This is a genomic window from Pseudomonas sp. IB20, from assembly GCF_009707325.1.
Classification (GTDB): Bacteria; Pseudomonadota; Gammaproteobacteria; order Pseudomonadales; family Pseudomonadaceae; genus Aquipseudomonas.
The window spans coordinates 4,531,284-4,549,899 of record NZ_CP046103.1; the positions used below are offsets into that span (position 1 = coordinate 4,531,284).

Annotated in this window: 14 protein-coding genes and 2 pseudogenes; 9 read left to right on the plus strand and 7 right to left on the minus strand. The window is 62.2% G+C overall.

The window, feature by feature from the left end; genetic code table 11:
• Positions 1 to 29: 29 nt before the first annotated feature.
• A complete protein-coding gene (locus GJU48_RS21105; RefSeq protein WP_094953631.1) occupies positions 30 to 1,118 on the plus strand; it encodes an endonuclease/exonuclease/phosphatase family protein in 1,089 nt (362 codons plus the stop codon).
• A 138-nt stretch (positions 1,119 to 1,256) separates the two neighbouring features.
• Here the strand turns inward: GJU48_RS21105 and hrpB are convergent, their stop codons facing one another.
• On the minus strand, positions 1,257 to 3,764 hold the full coding sequence (gene hrpB, locus GJU48_RS21110; RefSeq protein WP_094953630.1) for an ATP-dependent helicase HrpB: 2,508 nt from the start codon (positions 3,762 to 3,764) through the stop codon (positions 1,257 to 1,259).
• 242 nt (positions 3,765 to 4,006) lie between these two features.
• On the opposite strand from hrpB, the gene GJU48_RS21115 reads away from it, so the two are divergent.
• Positions 4,007 to 4,426, plus strand: coding sequence for a polyribonucleotide nucleotidyltransferase (locus tag GJU48_RS21115; RefSeq protein ID WP_094951276.1), 420 nt, complete (start codon positions 4,007 to 4,009; stop codon positions 4,424 to 4,426).
• Between the two features lie 9 nt (positions 4,427 to 4,435).
• A pseudogene (locus GJU48_RS21120) lies at positions 4,436 to 5,314 on the plus strand (cation diffusion facilitator family transporter); the annotation flags it as partial.
• Positions 5,315 to 5,329: 15 nt separating this feature from the next.
• Here the strand turns inward: GJU48_RS21120 and GJU48_RS21125 are convergent.
• Positions 5,330 to 6,414, minus strand: a pseudogene (locus GJU48_RS21125) (DUF6515 family protein); the annotation flags it as partial.
• Positions 6,415 to 6,858: 444 nt separating this feature from the next.
• Here GJU48_RS21125 and GJU48_RS21130 point away from each other — a divergent pair.
• Both GJU48_RS21130 and GJU48_RS21135 read left to right on the plus strand, forming a co-directional pair.
• Positions 6,859 to 7,338, plus strand: coding sequence for an Lrp/AsnC family transcriptional regulator (locus tag GJU48_RS21130; protein ID WP_003194418.1), 480 nt, complete (start codon positions 6,859 to 6,861; stop codon positions 7,336 to 7,338).
• A gap of 216 nt (positions 7,339 to 7,554) precedes the next feature.
• Positions 7,555 to 7,764: a DUF2788 domain-containing protein gene (locus GJU48_RS21135; protein WP_025858220.1), complete on the plus strand. Its 210-nt coding sequence runs from the start codon at positions 7,555 to 7,557 to the stop codon at positions 7,762 to 7,764.
• On the opposite strand, the gene GJU48_RS21140 is transcribed toward GJU48_RS21135, so the two are convergent.
• The 4 genes from GJU48_RS21140 to GJU48_RS21155 all read right to left on the minus strand — a co-directional run bounded on the left by GJU48_RS21140 (position 7,759) and on the right by GJU48_RS21155 (position 14,232).
• Complete coding sequence (locus GJU48_RS21140) at positions 7,759 to 8,394, minus strand: pseudouridine synthase (protein ID WP_094951273.1); 636 nt, start codon at positions 8,392 to 8,394, stop codon at positions 7,759 to 7,761. The genes GJU48_RS21135 and GJU48_RS21140 overlap by 6 nt on opposite strands.
• Before the next feature lie 71 nt (positions 8,395 to 8,465).
• Positions 8,466 to 9,938, minus strand: a complete 1,473-nt coding sequence (gene amn / locus GJU48_RS21145) for an AMP nucleosidase (protein WP_164487962.1) — start codon at positions 9,936 to 9,938, stop codon at positions 8,466 to 8,468.
• 170 nt (positions 9,939 to 10,108) lie between these two features.
• A complete protein-coding gene (locus tag GJU48_RS21150; protein WP_094951271.1) occupies positions 10,109 to 11,764 on the minus strand; it encodes an acyl-CoA dehydrogenase family protein in 1,656 nt (551 codons plus the stop codon).
• An 89-nt stretch (positions 11,765 to 11,853) separates the two neighbouring features.
• On the minus strand, positions 11,854 to 14,232 hold the full coding sequence (locus GJU48_RS21155; protein ID WP_094951270.1) for a hybrid sensor histidine kinase/response regulator: 2,379 nt from the start codon (positions 14,230 to 14,232) through the stop codon (positions 11,854 to 11,856).
• Positions 14,233 to 14,518: 286 nt separating this feature from the next.
• On the opposite strand from GJU48_RS21155, the gene GJU48_RS21160 reads away from it, so the two are divergent.
• From GJU48_RS21160 to GJU48_RS21175, 4 genes are all read left to right on the plus strand, one after another.
• Entirely contained in the window at positions 14,519 to 15,316 is a 798-nt protein-coding gene (locus tag GJU48_RS21160; RefSeq protein WP_094951269.1) for a hydroxymethylpyrimidine/phosphomethylpyrimidine kinase, read from the plus strand.
• Between the two features lie 21 nt (positions 15,317 to 15,337).
• Positions 15,338 to 15,967 carry a thiamine phosphate synthase gene (gene thiE, locus GJU48_RS21165; protein WP_094951268.1) on the plus strand — a complete coding sequence of 210 codons (630 nt, stop codon included), beginning with the start codon at positions 15,338 to 15,340 and terminating at the stop codon, positions 15,965 to 15,967.
• An 11-nt stretch (positions 15,968 to 15,978) separates the two neighbouring features.
• Positions 15,979 to 17,262, plus strand: coding sequence for a glutamate-1-semialdehyde 2,1-aminomutase (gene hemL, locus GJU48_RS21170; RefSeq protein WP_094951267.1), 1,284 nt, complete (start codon positions 15,979 to 15,981; stop codon positions 17,260 to 17,262).
• Positions 17,263 to 17,487: 225 nt separating this feature from the next.
• Positions 17,488 to 18,042 (plus strand): tetratricopeptide repeat protein, encoded by a 555-nt coding sequence (locus tag GJU48_RS21175; protein WP_094951266.1) that lies wholly within the window; start codon positions 17,488 to 17,490, stop codon positions 18,040 to 18,042.
• Between the two features lie 120 nt (positions 18,043 to 18,162).
• Here GJU48_RS21175 and GJU48_RS21180 read toward each other — a convergent pair whose 3' ends face one another.
• Positions 18,163 to 18,489 carry a DUF1820 family protein gene (locus GJU48_RS21180; protein ID WP_003194436.1) on the minus strand — a complete coding sequence of 109 codons (327 nt, stop codon included), beginning with the start codon at positions 18,487 to 18,489 and terminating at the stop codon, positions 18,163 to 18,165.
• Between the last annotated feature and the right edge of the window lie 127 nt (positions 18,490 to 18,616).

Genomic DNA, 18,616 nt, shown 5'->3' on the forward strand with positions numbered 1-18,616 from the left:
CCACTCCTGAAACGCCATAAGCCGAGCCGATGACCCGTTTATTGCGCATCACCCTGTTTAGCCTGTTGATCATCGCGGCCCTGCTCACGGCCCTGATCTACAGCCTGACCTGGCGCCCCGCCGACAAAGAAACCCTGCCCGTGAGCTGCGTCGCGCCCCGTGCGCCGACCTTGCTGCCCGGGCAGGCGCTCAAGGTCATGACCTGGAACGTGCAATACCTGGCCGGCAAGAACTACGTGTTCAGGTACGACACCGCCAACGGCAGCGGCCCGGACGACCGCCCCACCGTGGAAGACATGGCCTCAAGCCTGGACGAAGTGGCGCGGGTGATCCGCGACGAACAACCCGACATCCTGCTGTTGCAGGAGCTCGACGAAAACGCCAAACCGTCGCATTACCAGGACCAAATCGCACTGCTGCAGGAACGCCTGGTCGACCTCTACCCGTGCAGCGCCCAGGCCTTCGACTGGAAAGCCGACTTTGTGCCAGACCTGCATATCTTCGGCAGCGTCGGCCGCAAATTGGTGACCCTCAGCCGCTACCAGATCGAACACGCCGAACGCCTGCAACTGCCGGTGTCCCCGGCCAACTTCATCAGCCGCCAGTTCCAACCCAAGCCTGCCTTGTTGCTGACCTACCTGCCACTGAGCGATGGCGGCCAACTGGCCGTGCTCAATACCCGCCTGGATGGCGACGTGCCGGGGCGCTCAGCAGTGCAGGAGCAAGCGAAGGCCACGGTGAAGTTGCTGGACAAGTTCGAAGGCCGTGGCACGCCCTGGCTGATCGGCGGGAGTTTCAACTTGCTGCCACTGGGGCAGTTCCTGCGCCTGGATGCCAGTAAGCGCGGGCAGTATTCGCCGGACAGTGAGCTGCATTTGTTGTGGGATAAATACCCGATGATCCCGAGTAACAGTGAGTCCAGCGGGATTGACCGTGAGAAATGGCTGACGAACTTCCCGAATGACCCGAGCCTGGAAGGCCCGGATCGTACGTTGGATTACCTGTTTTACAGCCCACGGATCAAGCGGGTGGAGGCGAAGGTGCGGCAGGCGGATACGTTGCGTATCTCCAATCATTTGCCGGTGATTGCGCGGTTTCTGCTGCCGGCTGCGCAATAACCAACACCACAAAATCTATGTAGGAGCTGGCTTGTGTGGGAGCTGGCTTGCCTGCGATAGCATCGCCGCGGTGTAACTGAAAAACCGCATCGTCTGCATCGCAGGCAAGCCAGCTCCCACAGTTGTTCTTTGTCGTGGCTATTTGCGGGGTTTGATCCTCGCCGTCGCCTCCGCCACCAACGGGTCATCCGGCCAATAGTGCTTCGGATACCGCCCCTTCAAATCCTTCTTCACCTCGGCATACGTGCTGCGCCAGAAGTTTGCCAGATCCTGCGTCACCTGCACCGGCCGTCGCGCCGGGGACAGCAGGTGCAACTTCACCACCTGACGCCCACCGGCAATACGCGGCGTGTCCGCCAGCCCGAACAATTCCTGCAAGCGCACCGCCAGAATCGGCGGCTGCTCGCTGTAGTCCAGGCGCACCGAGGAGCCAGACGGCACTTTCACATGCTGCGGCGCCAGCTCGTCAAGGCGCTGGGGCAGCGGCCACGGCAGCAGGTTGTGCAGGAAACTGGAGATATCCAGGTTGGCGAAATGGCTCAGGCGCGAGACTTTGCCCAAGTAGGGCATCAGCCAGTGCTCCAGGCTGGCGAGCAAGGCTTTGTCGCTGATATCTGGCCATTCGCTGGTTTTGCCGGCGTCCAGCTGGCGCAGCAGCATGACGCGGGCCTGCCATTGGCGCAGTTCAGGCGTCCACGGCAGCAGCTCCAGGCCTTTGCGGCGCACCAGGTTCACCAGCGCCTGGCTGCGTGCGGACTCGTCCAGCCCAGTCAATGGTTCACGGCTCAGCACCAGTTCGCCGACTTTGCGCTGGCGTTCAGCGCGCAGTACGCCTTCACGCTCATCCCAGTCCAATTGGTCGACATTGCGCACCTGCTCGGCGAGTACGTTATCGAACAACGCTGGATCAAAATCAGCCGCGAGGTAGATGCGTTCTTCGCGCTGGCCCTGGCGGCTGCCGAGGTCGGCGATGACCAACCAGGGTTGTTTCATCAGGCTGTCGGCCTCGGCGAACAGCGCGGCGCGGCCGTTGGCCAGGCGGTATTCGGCGCCACCGGGGCGACGTTGCTGGGCGACGCGGTCCGGGTAGGCCAGCGCGAGCAAGGCGCCGAGCCAGCGTGGGTGGTCCGGGTCGGCGACGGACTGAGTCGCGTGACCTCTTAAATAGCCACGGTATTGCCGAGCCAGTTGCTTGGCTCGTTGCACGCCACCTTGGGTGCCACGCGCGCGCTCTTCGCCGGACATCAGCGCCAAGCGGCTGTGCAAATCCGCGCCGCCACCGCGCATGATGTCGCGCTCACCCAACAGCGCGGCGACATCACAGGCAGTCGCCGCCAGCCCCAAGTCCTGCCCGCGCAGCAACAGGTGGGCAATACGCGGATGCGCCGGCAGCTCGGCCATCTTCTGGCCATGGGCTGTGAGTTTGTCGTCATTCAAAGCGCCGAGGCGCACCAGCAAATCCTGGGCCTGGGCATACGCGGCAGTCGGCGGCACGTCCAGCCACACCAGCTGCGTGGGCGTGACGCCCCAGCGCGCCAGTTGCAAGGCCAAGCCGGCGAGGTCGGCGGCGAGGATTTCCGCGCTGCCGTAGGCCGCCAAGCCTTCATGTTGGTCCTCGGACCACAACCGATAACACACGCCGGGCTCCAGGCGCCCTGCCCGACCGGCGCGCTGGGTGGCGCTGGCGCGAGAGATACGCTGAGTGTCGAGGCGGGTCATGCCGCTGCCGGGGTCGAAACGCGGCACCCGCGCTAACCCGGCGTCGATGACCACGCGCACGCCATTGATGGTCAGGCTGGTCTCGGCGATGTTGGTGGCCAGCACCACTTTGCGTTTGCCGGCCGGTGCCGGGTCGATGGCGGCGCGTTGCGCATTGAGGTCCAACTCGCCATGCAACGGGCACAGCAGCACATCGGGCCGATCACCCAAGGCGTCGACCAACTGCTGGTTAACGCGGCGAATCTCCGCCTGCCCAGGCAGAAACACCAGAATGCTGCCGGTCTCGTCATGCACGGCGTCGAGGATAGTTTGCACTACGCGCGGCTCGATAAACTCACCGGCCTGATACGGCCGGCCCCAGCGCATCTGCACCGGGAACATGCGCCCTTCGCTGCGCAAAATCGGCGCGTCATCCAGCAGGCCGGACAGGCGCTCGCCTTCGAGGGTGGCGGACATCAGCAGGATTTTCAGCGGTTGTTCATCGCGAAACAGGTCGCGGCCGTTGAGGCTCAGGGCCAGCGCCAGGTCGGCGTCGAGGCTGCGCTCGTGGAACTCGTCGAAGATCAACAGGCCCACGCCGTCCAACGCCGGGTCGTCCTGCAAGCGGCGGGTGAGGATGCCTTCGGTGACCACTTCGATGCGCGTGTTGGGGCCGACCTTGCTGTCGAGGCGGATGCGATAACCGACGGTTTCACCGACCTTTTCACCCAGCTCACTGGCCAGGCGTTCGGCGGCGGCGCGTGCGGCCAGGCGCCGAGGTTCGAGCATCAGGATGGTCTGCCCGGCCAGCCACGGCTCGTTTAATAAGGCCAAGGGCACGCGGGTGGTTTTACCGGCGCCAGGCGGCGCTTCCAGCACGGCTTCATGGCGAATCGCCAAGGCGTCACGCAAGGCGGGTAAAACATCATCGATTGGCAACGAATTCATACTGGCTCCAAAGCAGAGCGGCGAGTATAACGGCGAACTGCCGGATGCCGGTGTTGGTCTCAACACCTGCACCGGCTTGGGCTGTGAATGCAGTCAACGGTGGGAGCTGGCATGCCTGCGATAGCGGTGGGTCAGCCAGCCAATGTGGCACTGATACACGTCAAGCCAGCTCCCACATTAGAGCGGCGACGCTCCACAGAATTGTCATATAGTCCCGTATCAACCGTGTTCAGGAGATTTTCATGCGTATCGCTTCCCGTGTCATCGGCGGTGTCCTCGCCGTCAGCCTGCTGAGCCAACTGACCGCCTGCGGTTCGATTTTCTACCCGGACCGCCGGGGCCAGATCGACGGCAAGATCGACCCGACCATTGCCGTGCTCGACGCCGTGGGCCTGCTGTTCTATGTGATCCCGGGCCTGATCGCGTTTGGCGTGGACTTCGCCACCGGCGCCATCTATTTCGAGCCGGGCAAGACCGCCCAAGTCGCCCCCGAGAAACTGCGCGAAGCCATCGGCGCCGACGGCAAAGTCGACAACGCCAAGCTGCAAACCATCATCCAGAAGGAAACCGGCCGCACCCTGCCGCTGGACGACCCGCGCATGATCCAGTTCAAGGGCAGCGTGCAACAACTCGCGTCCCTGGGCCTGCAACCCGCCGCTTAAGGACCGTTTATGACCAGTCCCGAACACGCCAGGCTCTTGCGCCTGGCCACCCGCGCCTCCGTGGGCGTGGCCTCTGCGCTGATTATCACCAAGGCCATCGCCTGGTGGCTCAGTGGCTCGGTGAGCATGCTCGCCGGGTTGACCGACTCGCTGCTCGACGGCGTGACCTCGCTGCTGAATTTGCTCGCGGTGCATTACGCGCTGCGCCCGGCTGATGATGACCACCGCTATGGGCATGGCAAGGCTGAATCACTGGCAGGCATGGCCCAGGCGCTGTTTATCGCCGGCAGTGCGGCGTTGATCGCGTACCAGGCGTACCAACGTTTGCAGCATCCGGAACCGGTCGGCGCGCCGTGGCTGAGCATCGGTGTGATTGTGTTTTCGCTGGTGATGACCGTGGCGCTGCTGATGCTGCAACACCGGGTGATCCGCGAAACCGGCTCCAACGCGGTGCGCGCGGACTCGCTGCATTACCGCTCGGATTTGCTGCTCAACGGCAGCATCCTGATAGCGCTGGTGTTGGCAGCGTTTGGTTTCCATCAGGTAGACCCATGGTTCGGCCTGGGGATTGCCGCCTACATCCTATGGAGCGCCATCCAGATCGCCCGGGAAAGCTTTGCGGTGTTGATGGATGAGGAGCTGCCGCCGGACGTGAGCCAGCACATGCTCGAACTGGCGCAGAGTGTGCCGGGCGTGTTGGGTGCGCATGATTTGCGCACGCGCATTTCCGGCAGCCACTGGTTTGTGCAGTTGCACCTGGAATTGCCGGGGGAATTGTCGCTGTCAGTGGCCCACGGCATCAGCGATCAGGCCGCCGATGCCATTCACAAGGCCTACCCGCGCGCCGAAGTGCTGGTGCATGCGGATCCTGCGGATCAGCCACAAGGGGCAAGCGTGCCCATGCACCTGATACCCACGACTGGTGAGGCAGTTGCCCTGGGCCTGACGGTAGGTTTGCACCACCGCAGGGTCCGGGGCGTAGGTGACGGTGCGTGGGTCGAAACCACTTTGTTGCACCGCCCAGCGATAACAATCGTAGCCGTCCTGCTGCACTTGAGCCGGTGATTGGCCGTTGGCCGGGTAGGCCACTACGTCATAACCGTTGCCTTGCGGCGCGGGCTGGGGCGTCGGCACTTCTGTCGGTGGTTGCACCACCACGTACTGCTGAGTGGCGTTTTCATAGGTGTAATACGAACCGGCCGCGAGGAAGAACAGCGCGCTGCCCACCCACACTTCCCGCGCGTAGTCGGGCAGGTATTGCACGCGGATGCCGTATGGCGGCGTCACCACCTCATAGCGCGGGCCTTGCGGGCGATACCAGTAGCCGCCGGAAAAGAAATAATCCTGGCCACGGTAAGGCACGCGGTAATTGCGGTCGGGGAAACGGTCGACCATGTAGCCCGGACGGTATTGCGGGCCAGGGCCCCAGCCATTGCCATGCCCATTCGGGCGACCTGGCCAGTGGTTGTCATTGGGGTGGCCATTGTTGAAGCCGCCACCGTTATTACCCGGGCGCGAACCTGGGCCGTCGGCCTCCCAATGCGGGTTGCCGTCGTTGCGTCGCGGGATGTCGCGGTAGTAACCCTGGCGCGGTTCTTGGGTCTGGCGCACGGTGTCCGGGCGACCTTGGATCGGCAGGTTATTCGCAGGCGCAGGCGCTGGCCGGGTCTGCTCGGCACCTTGCGGGCGGCCTTGCCACTGCCCGCCGCCGTGCGGCTGTTGCTCGGCGCGATCAACGTGCTGGTTCTGCGGGCGCGGTTGATTGTTCTGGCGGTTGTGTCAACGTGCTGGTTCTGCGGGCGCGGTTGATTGTTCTGCGGCCGTGGTTGGTTATTTTGCGGGCGCGGCTGTTCGCTACCTTGCCGTCCGCCTTCGGGACCTCTTTCATGCTGACCGCCCCCTTCAGAGCGCGGGTCGTCGGCCAATACTTGCGTGCCGACGCTCATCATCAGCAAACCTACACCTGCCATACGCCAGATGCGCTTCATGCTATTCCTCACTGCGGATAAGGGCCTAGAACGTCCGGCCTCATAGATGAGACTGGAAAAGCCCCGCCCGGTTCTGAGAGAGGTTATCAGTCACGAGCGTTATTTTCGTAGGTAAAAAACGCACACAAAAGAAAAGGGGTGACCCGTCGGCCACCCCTTGAGAATTTCGTCCGTGCTCAACGCTTTTGACGTTGGCTCACCTCACGCCGTCTTGTGGACAGTGTGCAGCCTGGAGGCCGGCTCAACCCTGTTGGGGCGGCGGCCGCAGCGGGCCTGATTGGGCTCGCTGTAAGTGGACTGTTGTCCAGGCGGTGATTCTGTTGGTAATCATAGGCTCGGCGTGCCGACAGATGATTGCGAAGATTGCGTCAATAAACAGTGCTTGCGCAATTTTTAACCCTTCATAGATAATTCACCGCAATAGTTACGACAAAGGCCAACCCAATGAGCAAGCTTGACCGATACGATCTGAGTATTTTGGCGGAATTGCAGCGCGACGCGAGGATCTCCAACCAGGAGTTGGCCGAGCGCATCGGCCTGTCACCGTCGCCCTGCTCACGCCGGGTCAAGCAGCTGGAAGACGACGGCTACATCGCGCGCCAGGTCGCCTTGCTCGACCGCAAGATGCTCGGCCTGAGCCTCACGGCTTATGTGCTGATCGGCATGGACCGCCACACACCCGAGCGTTTCGAGAACTTCGAGGCCGCCATCCGCACCCTTCCGCAAGTGCTGGAGTGCAGTTTGGTGACCGGGATGGATGCTGACTATCAGTTGAAAGTGGTGGTGCCGGACATGGACCACTACCAGAAACTGCTGCTGGGGCATTTGACCCGTATTGAAGGCGTGACCAGCGTGCGCTCGAGCTTTGTGCTCAACCAGGTGCTCAACAGCACCGAGCTGCCGCTGACGCACCTGCGGACCTGATCTCAAGAGCACTGAAGATCAACTGTGGGAGCTGGCTTGCCTGCGATGTAGACAACTCGGGGTGTCAGCCAGCCCCAGTTGATGCCATCGCAGCGGTGCGGCGATCCGACAAGCCAGCTCCCACATTGACCGCGTCAAGACCCAGGTCAATGTTGCGTCTGTGACGCTGCCGTATACTTGCCCGCCTGCCTTTGTCGGAAAAAACCCATGAACAACATCGACCCCGCCCTGTTTGAAGAATGGATGATGACCGGCCTGGTCACCCTCCTGATCATTTTCATGGGCTTTATCGTCTGGGACCTGGCGAAGAAATCCAAAGCCGGGCGCTTTGGCTCGTTCATCCTGTTCTTCGTGCTGGGCCTGGGCGTGGCCGCGTTCATCATCAAGAGCGTGGTGATCGGCCTGATCGAGTCCGGCGCCCTATAACCGCGCCGGCACTTCCTTCCATTGGCCTTGGTCCAGGCCATCAATCGACCAGTCACCAATTCGCACGCGCACCAGACGCAAGGTCGGTAAACCCACCGCCGCCGTCATGCGCCGTACTTGGCGGTTACGCCCCTCACGAATCACCAACTCCAGCCAATGCGTCGGCACACTTTTGCGAAAGCGCACCGGCGGGTTGCGCGGCCATAACTCAGGCTCGTCCAACTGCCGGGCCTCGGCGGGCAAGGTCATGCCGTCGTTAAGCTCCACGCCGTCACGCAGGCGTTGCAGTTGCTCTTCGCTCGGCTCGCCTTCGACTTGCACCCAGTAGGTTTTCGCCAGTTTGTGCTTGGGGTCGGCAATCCGCGCCTGTAGCTGGCCGTCGTTGGTCAGCAGCAACAAGCCTTCGCTGTCACGGTCCAGGCGGCCGGCCGGGTAAATGCCGGGGATGTCGATAAAGTCCTTGAGGGTCGCGCGCCCGCCTTCGTCGCTGAACTGGGTCAGCACGTCGAAGGGTTTATTGAACAGGACCAATTTCGGCTCGGCCGGAGGCGCCTTGGCAACGCGACGCGCGGCAGAATGCGGAGGTTTCACGCCAGGGCGGCGCGAATCGGGACGGGTGGGACGGGACATGGCAAAGGAACATCTAACGGTCAGGACCGACAATGCTAGTGGCCTGACCGCTAAATAACCATCCCAACCGCTTAGCGGAACGGCGGCTCGTCGAAGCTGCGCAGTTTGCGCGAGTGCAGCGAGTTGAGTTCGGTGCGCAACAAATCCACCGCCTCGATGCCGATCTTCAAGTGCTGGCTGACCGCACGCTCATAGAACGCGTTGGCCGAACCCGGCAGCTTGATCTCGCTGTGCAGCGGTTTGTCCGATACGCACAACAAGGTGCCGTACGGCACGCGCAGGCGGTAACCCTGGGCGGCGATGGTGCCGCTTTCCATGTCCACGGCCACGGCGCGGGACAGGTTGATCAGCGGGCGTTCCTGGGCCCAACGCAGTTCCCAGTTACGGTCGTCGTAGGTCAACACGGTGCCAGTGCGCAGGCGCTTTTTCAGCTCTTCGCCTTTTTCGCCGGTGACGTTGGCCGCCGCTTGCTGCAAGGCCATCTGCACTTCGGCCAGGGCCGGGATCGGGATGTTCGGCGGCACTACGCGGTCGAGAATCCCGTCGCGGCGCATGTAGGCGTGGGCCAATACATAGTCGCCGATGGTCTGAGATTGGCGCAGGCCGCCACAGTGGCCGATCATCAGCCAGCAATGCGGGCGCAGCACGGCCAGGTGGTCGGTGATGTTCTTGGCGTTGGACGGGCCGACGCCAATATTCACCAGTGTCACGCCGTGGCCGTCGGTGGCCTGCAGGTGGTAGGCCGGCATCTGGTAACGGTGCCAGACCACACCGGCAGCAATCGCCGAGGCTTCGCCGTGGTCCATGCTTTTGTCGATGATCACGTTGCCCGGCAGCACCATGCGGATAAACCGTGGGTCACTGCGCAACTGCTCCAGGCCATGCAAGATGAACTGGTCGACATAGCGGTGGTAGTTGGTCAGCAAAATCCACGGCTGCACATGGCGCCAGTCGCTGCCGGTGTAGTGCACCAGGCGGCGCAGGGAAAAGTCCACGCGGGCCGCATCGAACAGCGCCAGCGGCAGCGGGTCGGTGTTTTCCCAGTCGTAGAGGCCATCGGCAATGCCGTCGGTGGCGGCGGACAGGTCGGTGCTGGGGAACACGCGGGCCAGGGTCGCGGCGGTCACGCCGGAACCGGCCAGTTCGTCGCCCTGCTCCACCACGTACGGGTACGGGATGTTCTGTTGGCTCACGCCGACTTCCACCGTCACGGTGAAGTCGTGCATCAGCGGCACCAATTGCTCCAGCAGATACTTACGGAACGCGGCCGGATGAGTGACGGTGACGCTGTAGGTGCCCGGCAATTGGACCTTGGCATACGCCCGAGTGGTCTGTGGGACTTCGCCGTGGCAGTGGTAGGTCAGGCGCAGCTCCGGGTAGCGAAACAGTGCGCGTTGTGCGGCATCAGGTTCGACGCGGTCCTTGAGGTATTGCTTGAGGGCTTGATTGAGCGCGCCGGTAGCACGCTCATGAAGAGCCGCCAGCCGGTCCACGGCTTCTTCGGCGGTTTGAACGACAACAAAAGCTTCGGTCACGGTAAGCATCCTGTGTTCTGACTTGCAGGCCTTTATCTTGCCTGTATCCCGGCCAGACGCAAACTTTGAATTGGAGTACTTTTCTCAAGAGGCGTGCAATCCCTGTGGGAGCCGGGCTTGCCCGCGATGTGGGTGACACGCTATCGCAGGCAAACCAGCTCCCACATTTTGAACCGTGTTTATTCAGAAATATGGGGCGTGGAACGGGCGACGATCGCCTCCACATCGACACCTCGCGGCAAGGTGCCATACACCCGGCCGGACGACTCACCCAAGCGGCTGGCAATAAACCCATCACTGACCGCCGCGTTCCCGGCCTCCAGCAACAACTTGGCCTGCAACGCCACGGCAATATCCTCGGTCAGTTGCCGCGCGCGGTATTGAATATCCTGGGTATCCATAAACGCCGACTTAAGCTGCTCGATATGCCGCGCCAGTTGCTTGTCGCCCTGCCCATCGCCCAGTTCGACAAACAACGCCTCCAGCACACCCGGCTCTTTGGACAGCGCCCGCAGCACGTCCAGGCACTGCACGTTGCCGGAGCCTTCCCACGTCGAATTCACCGGCGCCTCACGGTACAGGCGCGGCAGAATGCTGTCCTCTACATACCCGGCACCGCCCATGCACTCGGCGGCTTCGTTGATCATTGCCGGCGCGCGTTTGCAGATCCAATACTTGCCCACCGCCGTCACCAGCCGGGCGAATTTGGCTTCCTGCTCGTTATCGAGGTGATCCAGCGCGCGGCCCATGCGCATGCTCAAGGCCAGGGACGCCTCGCTTTCCAGGGCCAGGTCGGCCAGTACGTTTTGCATCAGCGGCTGTTCGTTGAGAATGCGCCCGCCGACCAGGCGATGCGCACAATGATGGCTGGCCTGGGTCAGCGCCTGGCGCATCAAGGCGCTGGAGCCGACCATGCAGTCAAAGCGGGTCATGGCGACCATTTCGATAATGGTCGGCACGCCACGGCCTTCTTCGCCGATCATCCAGGCCAGCGCGCCGCGAAACTCCACTTCGCTGGAGGCGTTGGAGCAATTGCCGAGTTTGTTTTTCAGGCGCTGGATGTAGAACTCGTTGCGCGTGTCATCCGGGCGGTGCCGTGGCAGTAAGAAACAGGTCAGGCCTTTGTCGGTCTGCGCCAGCGTGAGGAACGCATCGCACATCGGCGCCGAGCAGAACCACTTGTGCCCCACCAGTTCATAGGCTTGCCCGGGGCCGCCCGTGCCCACGGGATAAGCACGGGTGGTGTTGGCGCGCACGTCGGTGCCGCCCTGTTTCTCGGTCATGGCCATGCCGATGGTGGCGCCAGCCTTGTGGGCGATGCCGACATTGCGCGGGTCGTATTCGGTAGTGAGGATTTTCGGCAGCCAAGTCTGCGCCAGATCCGGTTGCAGGCGCAGGGCCGGTACGCAGGCGAAAGTCATGGTCAGCGGGCAGCCGGTGCCGGCTTCGGCCTGGCTGTGCAGGTAAGTCATGGCGGCGCGGGCCACGTGGGCACCGGACTGCGGATGCGCCCACGGCAACGACGGCAGACCATGCTCAACGGCGGTGCGCATCAGATCGTGGTAAGCCGGGTGAAACTCCACCCGATCGATGCGATGGCCATAACGGTCATGGCTGTTGAACACCGGTTTATTCTGGTTCGCCAGGAACCCGGCCTCCATCAGCGGCCCACCCGCCAGCGCCCCATAAGCCTCGATACGCGCTTCGGCCCAGCCGGCGCCGAAGCGGCGCGACCAGTCTTGCAAGGGCAAGTCGATGCGGTACAGGTTAGTGCCGTCCAAGGACGGTGGCTGATTGGTGACGTCGTGGGTTTCGGCGAACGGGTGCAGGTTCATGACGGGGCTCCTGAAAAAAGGCCGCGTGCAGTTGAGGCCTGAATTTCAGTTAAGCACCGTCATCGGCGTTAAAAAAGTGGCATAGCCGCCTAAAGCTCGGCGCTTTCGCCCTCGAGCGGGCACAGCAAGCGCCGCTCCAGCACGGCTTGCAACGCGTCGAAACGCACGGGTTTGGCCAGCCGATCAGTGATACCGATGCCATGGCAGCGCTCACGCTCCGACACATTCAGTGACGTACTCAGGGCGATCACCGGCAGTTCGCCACAGCCCGGCAACGCTCGTATCTGACAGCACAACGAGAAACCGCCTTCAGGCACATCCAACAACACCGCATCGAAGGGTTCACTCTGCAACATCGCCAGCGCGGACGGGCCGTTATCCACCGCTTTCACCCGGTAGCCCAACTTGAGCAACATGCCACGCACTGCCAATTGGCCCACGCTGTTGTCGTCCACCAACAGCACCGTGCACTCGTGGGGCGCACGTTGCGTGAAGGGCCCGTGGGTCGCCGCCTTGGGCTCGGGCGGCACCGGGTTCACGCTCACCTCCAACTGGAAGCGGCTGCCCTTGCGCGGTTCGGAATGATGGGTCAGGCGCCCACCGAGCAGTTCGATCAGCTGCCGGCAAATCGCCAGGCCGATGCCCATGCCGCCATATTCGCGGGTGGTCGAGCCGTCGAGCTGGAAGAAGCGTTGGTACAGCGTGGCCTCGTCAAGGAAAGCAAAGCCGATCCCGCTGTCGGTCACGATAAAGCTCAGGCGCAAGCTGCCATCACTGTGTGGAACACCCACCACACGCACGCGCACGGCGCCTTTGTGGGTAAATTTGAAGGCGTTGTCGAGCAGGCAGTCCAGGCACTGGATCAGCTTGTCGGCGTCGCCGATCACCCGGTCCGGCAGTTCATCCGCCACGTCGATGGAAAACTCCAAGCCTTTGCTCTGCGCACTGGCACTGAACTGCTGTCGCAAGGTGTCGAGGGCGCCACGCAGGCTGAACACTTGGGGCTGGGCGCTCAGGCGCCCGGCTTGCAGTTCGGTCAGGGTGAGAATCCCGTTGACCATGCGCATCATGTCCCGCGCCGAGCCGGCGGCGGTTTGCTGGTACTGCGCCAGGTCATCGTCCAGCGGTACGGTTTGCATCAGCTCCAAGGAGCCGATCACGCCGTTCATCGGGGTGCGCAATTCGTGGGTCAGGGTGGCGAGGAATTCGTCCTTGAGACGGTTACTGCGGGCCAATTGCTGGTTGAGCACTTCGAGCTTCTGGCTGGCGTCGAACAGGATCTGCGCCTGCTGCTCGCGCATGCCGTTGATGCGGTCGGCCAGGGCCAGGGACAGCAGCGCCACTTCAATCGCCGAGCCAAGCTGGCTGGCGTACATGGTGAGGAACATATTGGGCAAGTAGCCCAACACCATCAGGGTGTTGACCACCCCACCGAGCAGGAACGCCGACCAGGCGATGATGAAGTAGCGCGCCATACGCTGGCCGCAATACCAGGCCTTGATGGCGGCGACGAAGATGGTCACGGTAAACACCAGCGCCAAACCGGTGGCCAGGCGCAGGGCCACGGCGTAGCTGGTCAGCAGCGCCAACACCATCACCGCCGCGCCGCCGGCCGCCAGCGCCAGCAATATCCGGTCGAGCCAGCGGCTGTGCTGCGCGGTGTGCAGGAAGCTGCGCGCAAACAGGCTGCCAAACAGCGCCGCCGACCCGATCAAGAACGGCACCGCCGCATTCGCCCACCAGGGGTTGTTGGGCCAGAAGTACTCCACGGCCACGCCATTGACCGACAGTTGGTACAGGCCGAACGAGGCGATATAGAGGATGTAATACAGGTAGCTGGTGTCACGCACGCTCAGGTAGATGAACAGGTTGTAGACCAGCATTCCCAGCAACACACCGTAGATTGCGCCCAGCACATACAGGCGCAGCGGCTGCTCTTCCATGTAGGCCGTGGCAGACCAGAGCGTCAACGGAGCCTGAATAGAGCCTTGGCTTTGCAGGCGCAGGTACACCGTTTGATGCTGGTCGGGCACAAAGTTGAGCTTGAACAGGTAGTTGCTCTGGCGCACTTCACGGCTGGCAAACGGCAACGCGCTGCCGGTGCGAGTGGTCAGCCGGAAGTTGCCGGTACCATCGTTCTGGTACAGGTCCAGCCGGTTCAGCGGTGGGTACGCCAGTTCCAGGAACCAGGTGCGCGGGGCGCGGGCCTCAGTGGCGGTGTAATGCAGGTCGACCTTGAGCCAGAACACCGAGCGCGAATAGCCGGCATTAAGGGTGGCTTTGTCATGGGTCCTGAACTGGGCGGCGTAAGCGGGGGAACTGACTTGGGCGATGGTGAGGGCGTCGGAGGGGTCTTCGAGCACTTGCATGACCCGGCCCAGCGGCAGGCTTCGAGTGCTCTGGTTGAACTCGACGGCGCCGGCGAGCATCGGCAGCCCGCACAATAATAAAATCAGCAAATAGCGCATAGAGCCCCAGCGTGGCCTGTCCGGTTATGTCAAATGCCCCCATTCCTTTTGAGAAGACGTATACCGGCGATACAGTAAGTTATTTGGATCCACTCTAGCATAGCCGTTGGAGGCCATTGGACACCATTGAAATAATTTTTTTAAAGGCTCTAGAACAAGGCTTTCAGCACGTTTATGAAGCAATACTCGATACTAGCCAACAGCCATAATCGCGCCTGAATAGCGGCGAAATTCAGCCTTCGCCAGACGGCCACGCCAAAAGCGTTTGGTGGTAAGCTCGCGCACCATGAATATCTACAGCTCTCGCCCTGTTGTTCTCTGTCTCTCCGGCCATGATCCCAGTGGTGGCGCCGGCTTGCAGGCAGATATCGAAGCCCTGCTCGCCCAAGGTTGTCATGCGGCCGCGGCCGTCACTGCCTTGACTGTGCAGAACACCGTCAATGTCAGCGATTTCCGCGTGCTCGACCGCGAGTGGGTACTGGCCCAGGCCAATGCCGTGCTCAGCGACTCCGAAGTCGCGGCGGTCAAGCTCGGCATGCTCGGCTCCACCGCGATGGTCGACACCGTGGTCGAACTGCTGCAGGCGCACCCGCACCTGCCGGTGGTATGCGACCCGGTGCTGCGGGCCGGCGGCGGTGGCAGCCTGGGCAAGGACGAAGTCGGCTATGCCATGCGCGAGCGGCTGTTGCCGTTGTCGTTGATCGCCACACCGAACCTGCCTGAAGCGCGCATCCTCGCCGAGTTGCCTGAAGGCACTGCGGACGAATGCGCCGAGAAGCTGCTGCCGTTCATCAAACACCTGCTGATCACTGGCGGCCACGGCGACGAGCATCAAGTGCACAACCGCCTGTACAGCCGCGACGGCACGCGCCAGACCTTTACCTGCCAGCGCCTGCCCGGCAGCTATCACGGCTCGGGCTGCACACTTGCCAGTGCACTGGCCGGGCGCATCGCCCAGGGCGAAGGCCTGGTCAGCGCCGTGCAATCCGCGCTCAACTACACGTGGCGCACCCTGCGTGACGCCGAACAACTCGGCCAGGGCCAATTCGTGCCGCGCCGTTTGCCGCTGGATTTCTGCTCTTAAACAGCAAAAGAGGCCTGCCCGATGAAACTACGTGGCCTGTACGCCATTACCGACAGCCAACTGTTGGCCGGCAAATTCCTCGCCTATGTCGAAGCGGCATTGGACGGCGGCGTGACCTTGCTGCAGTACCGCGATAAAAGCAGCGACGAAGCCCGCCGCCTGCGTGAAGCGGAAAAACTGCGCGAGCTGTGCTCGCGCTACAAAACTCAGCTTATTATCAATGACGACGCCGAACTGGCCGCGCGCCTGGGCGTCGGCGTGCACCTGGGCCAAACCGACGGCCCGCTGACCCCGGCCCGCGCTTTGCTCGGTTCCAAAGCGATCATCGGCGCCACCTGCCACAGCCAGATCGAACTGGCCGAGCAGGCCGCCAAAGAAGGCGCCAGCTACGTTGCCTTTGGTCGCTTCTTTAATTCCAACACTAAGCCCGGCGCACCTGCCGCCACCGTTGAGATGCTGGCCCAGTCCCGCGCGCGCTTGCACTTGCCGATCTGCGTGATCGGCGGCGTCACCCTGGAGAACGCCGAACCACTGGTGGCCCACGGTGCTGACCTGCTCGCCGTGGTGCACGGCCTGTTTGGTGCCGACAGCACCCAGGAAGTCACGCGCCGCGCCCGCGCATTCAACGATCTTCTTAAAATTTCAGTTTAGAGAGCCCGACCATGTCCCGTTCCGAAACCCTGTTTGCCAATGCCCAGAAACACATCCCCGGCGGTGTGAATTCCCCCGTGCGTGCGTTCAAGAGCGTGGGCGGCACGCCGCTGTTCTTCAAGCATGCCGAAGGCGCCTACGTCACCGACGAGGATGACAAGCGCTACGTTGACTATGTCGGTTCCTGGGGCCCGATGATCCTCGGCCACAGCCACCCGGACGTGCTCGACGCGGTGCGTCAGCAGTTGCAACACGGCCTGTCCTACGGCGCACCGACCGCCATGGAAACCGAGATGGCCGATTTGGTGTGCTCGATCGTGCCGTCGATGGAAATGGTGCGCATGGTCAGCTCCGGCACCGAAGCGACCATGAGTGCAATTCGCTTGGCCCGTGGTTTTACCGGCCGCGACAGCATCATCAAGTTCGAAGGCTGCTACCACGGCCACTCCGACAGCCTGCTGGTGAAAGCCGGTTCCGGCGCACTGACCCAGGGCGTGCCAAGCTCGGCCGGCGTACCGGCGGCCTTCGCCAAGCACACCCTGACCCTGCCGTTCAACGACAGCGCCGCCGTCGAGCAGATGCTCAGCGAAGTCGGCCAAGAGGTGGCGTGCATCATCGTCGAGCCGGTGGCCGGCAACATGAACTGCGTACCGCCTGCACCGGGCTTCCTCGAAGCCCTGCGCGAACAGTGCGACAAGCATGGTGTGGTGTTGATTTTCGACGAAGTGATGACCGGTTTCCGTGTCGCCCTCGGTGGCGCCCAAGCTTACTACGGCGTCACGCCAGACCTGAGCACCTTCGGCAAGATCATCGGTGGCGGCATGCCAGTGGGCTGCTTCGGCGGCAAGCGCGAAATCATGCAGCACATCGCGCCACTGGGCCCGGTGTACCAGGCAGGCACCTTGTCGGGTAACCCACTGGCCATGGCCGCCGGCCTGACCACCCTGCGCCTGATCAGCCGCCCGGGCTTCCACGCCGAGCTGACCGACTACACCACTCGCCTGCTCGATGGCCTGCAACAGCGCGCCGATGCTGCCGGCATCCCGTTTGTCACCACCCAGGCCGGCGGTATGTTCGGCCTGTACTTCAGTGACGCCGACGATATCGTCACCTTTGATGACGTGATGGGCAGCGACGCGGACATGTTCAAACGCTTCTTCCACTTGATGCTGGAAGGCGGCGTTTACCTGGCGCCGAGCGCCTTCGAAGCCGGCTTCACCTCGATCGCCCATGGCGATGCAGAGTTGAAACTGACCCTGGATGCTGCCGAGCGCGCCTTCGCCGCCCTGAAATAAGCGACATAAAAATCTGACGTTGCCCTTGGTGGCGTCAGAATTTGCTACTTTGCTTACAGAGATTTCCTGCATTTTTCGAGAAATCGCCTGCAATCCGGCAGATAACTTGCCTAAGCAGCAGAAAAACGAGTAAAGACTTTGTAAGCAGGGGCCTGCTTATTTCATAATGCGCGCTTATTGGACCCCCGAGGGTCCGCGCGCCCCGTCAGAGGTAAGTCGATTCCCATGAAACGCACCGGCCGCACCCTGGTTCTGGGCTGCCTGTTGCTCCTTCAGCCGCTGTTGGCACATGCCCAAGCAGGCGGCAACTCGTTGTTAATCCCAGCGATGGGTCGTTGCACCCTCAATACCCAGCCAGACAGCCAGGCCGAAGCCCTGAGCGCGTGCCAGAAACAGGCCGACGGCGGGGATGCGCAGGCGCAATACGAGTTGGGCGAGTACTACCACGACGACAAAAACCCTGCCCAAGACCTCAACAAAGCCTTGAGCTACTTCGAGAAAGCTTCGTTGCAGGGCCATGCCCAGGCGCAATTCCAGCTGGGCACCATGTTCTTCAAAGGCGAAGGCGTGCCGGCCAATAACGTCCAGGCGTATATCGTGCTGAAGATGGCCGCGGTCAACGGTGCCGAAGATGCACTGGACACCGCCGACGAAGTCGCCGAGCACATGCAGCGCGATGAGTTGGAAGTGGCAACCCAGGTGCTGGGTCAGATCTTCCGCAATTACTTGCAGGAATTGCAGAGTGCGGATGGGCGTTCGCCGTTCTCGCCGCTGCCTTAAATTCTGCTAAACCCTTCTACCGCTGTCGCGGGCAAGCCCGGCTCCCACACTGAACGGCATTCCAACGGGTCGAATGTGTGAGCTGGCTTGCCTGCGATGGGCACACTTGGGTCTAACGCCCTACTTCTCAGGCATCGGCATCGGAAACGGCATCACATTGCTGGTGCCACGCGCTTCACTGATCTTCGGTGTGCCCAGGCGCTCAACTTCATCGATGCGCACAATCGAATGCATCGGCACAAAGCTGCGCACCACGCCTTCGAACTGCGCCTTGAGCTTTTCTTCGCCCGGGTCGACGACCAACTGGGTGCGCTCGCCAAAGACGAACTCTTCCACTTCCAGGAAGCCCCACAGATCACTTTGATAGATCTGCTTGGCGTACATTTCGAACACCTGGCCCTGGTTGAGGAAAATCACCTTATAGATTGGAGCTTCACGTTTGGTCATGGTGGGCGGATAACATCGGGGATATAAAAGAGGGCGCGAACTATAGCATGGCACCCGATGCACAACGCTAGGAACCAATGGGCATGCCCCCTATAATGCGCGGTTCTTTACCACCAGTTGATGATTC

Bases quoted from the DNA above. Each gene is read 5' to 3' on its own strand.
- GJU48_RS21105 (WP_094953631.1), top strand. From the start codon at position 30: ATGACCCGTTTATTGCGCATCACCCTGTTTAGCCTGTTGATCATCGCG.
- hrpB (WP_094953630.1), bottom strand. From the start codon at position 3,764: ATGAATTCGTTGCCAATCGATGATGTTTTACCCGCCTTGCGTGACGCC.
- GJU48_RS21115 (WP_094951276.1), top strand. From the start codon at position 4,007: ATGCGTATCGCTTCCCGTGTCATCGGCGGTGTCCTCGCCGTCAGCCTG.
- GJU48_RS21130 (WP_003194418.1), top strand. From the start codon at position 6,859: ATGAGCAAGCTTGACCGATACGATCTGAGTATTTTGGCGGAATTGCAG.
- GJU48_RS21140 (WP_094951273.1), bottom strand. From the start codon at position 8,394: ATGTCCCGTCCCACCCGTCCCGATTCGCGCCGCCCTGGCGTGAAACCT.
- amn (WP_164487962.1), bottom strand. From the start codon at position 9,938: ATGCTTACCGTGACCGAAGCTTTTGTTGTCGTTCAAACCGCCGAAGAA.
- GJU48_RS21150 (WP_094951271.1), bottom strand. From the start codon at position 11,764: ATGAACCTGCACCCGTTCGCCGAAACCCACGACGTCACCAATCAGCCA.
- GJU48_RS21155 (WP_094951270.1), bottom strand. From the start codon at position 14,232: ATGCGCTATTTGCTGATTTTATTATTGTGCGGGCTGCCGATGCTCGCC.
- GJU48_RS21160 (WP_094951269.1), top strand. From the start codon at position 14,519: ATGAATATCTACAGCTCTCGCCCTGTTGTTCTCTGTCTCTCCGGCCAT.
- thiE (WP_094951268.1), top strand. From the start codon at position 15,338: ATGAAACTACGTGGCCTGTACGCCATTACCGACAGCCAACTGTTGGCC.
- hemL (WP_094951267.1), top strand. From the start codon at position 15,979: ATGTCCCGTTCCGAAACCCTGTTTGCCAATGCCCAGAAACACATCCCC.
- GJU48_RS21175 (WP_094951266.1), top strand. From the start codon at position 17,488: ATGAAACGCACCGGCCGCACCCTGGTTCTGGGCTGCCTGTTGCTCCTT.
- GJU48_RS21180 (WP_003194436.1), bottom strand. From the start codon at position 18,489: ATGACCAAACGTGAAGCTCCAATCTATAAGGTGATTTTCCTCAACCAG.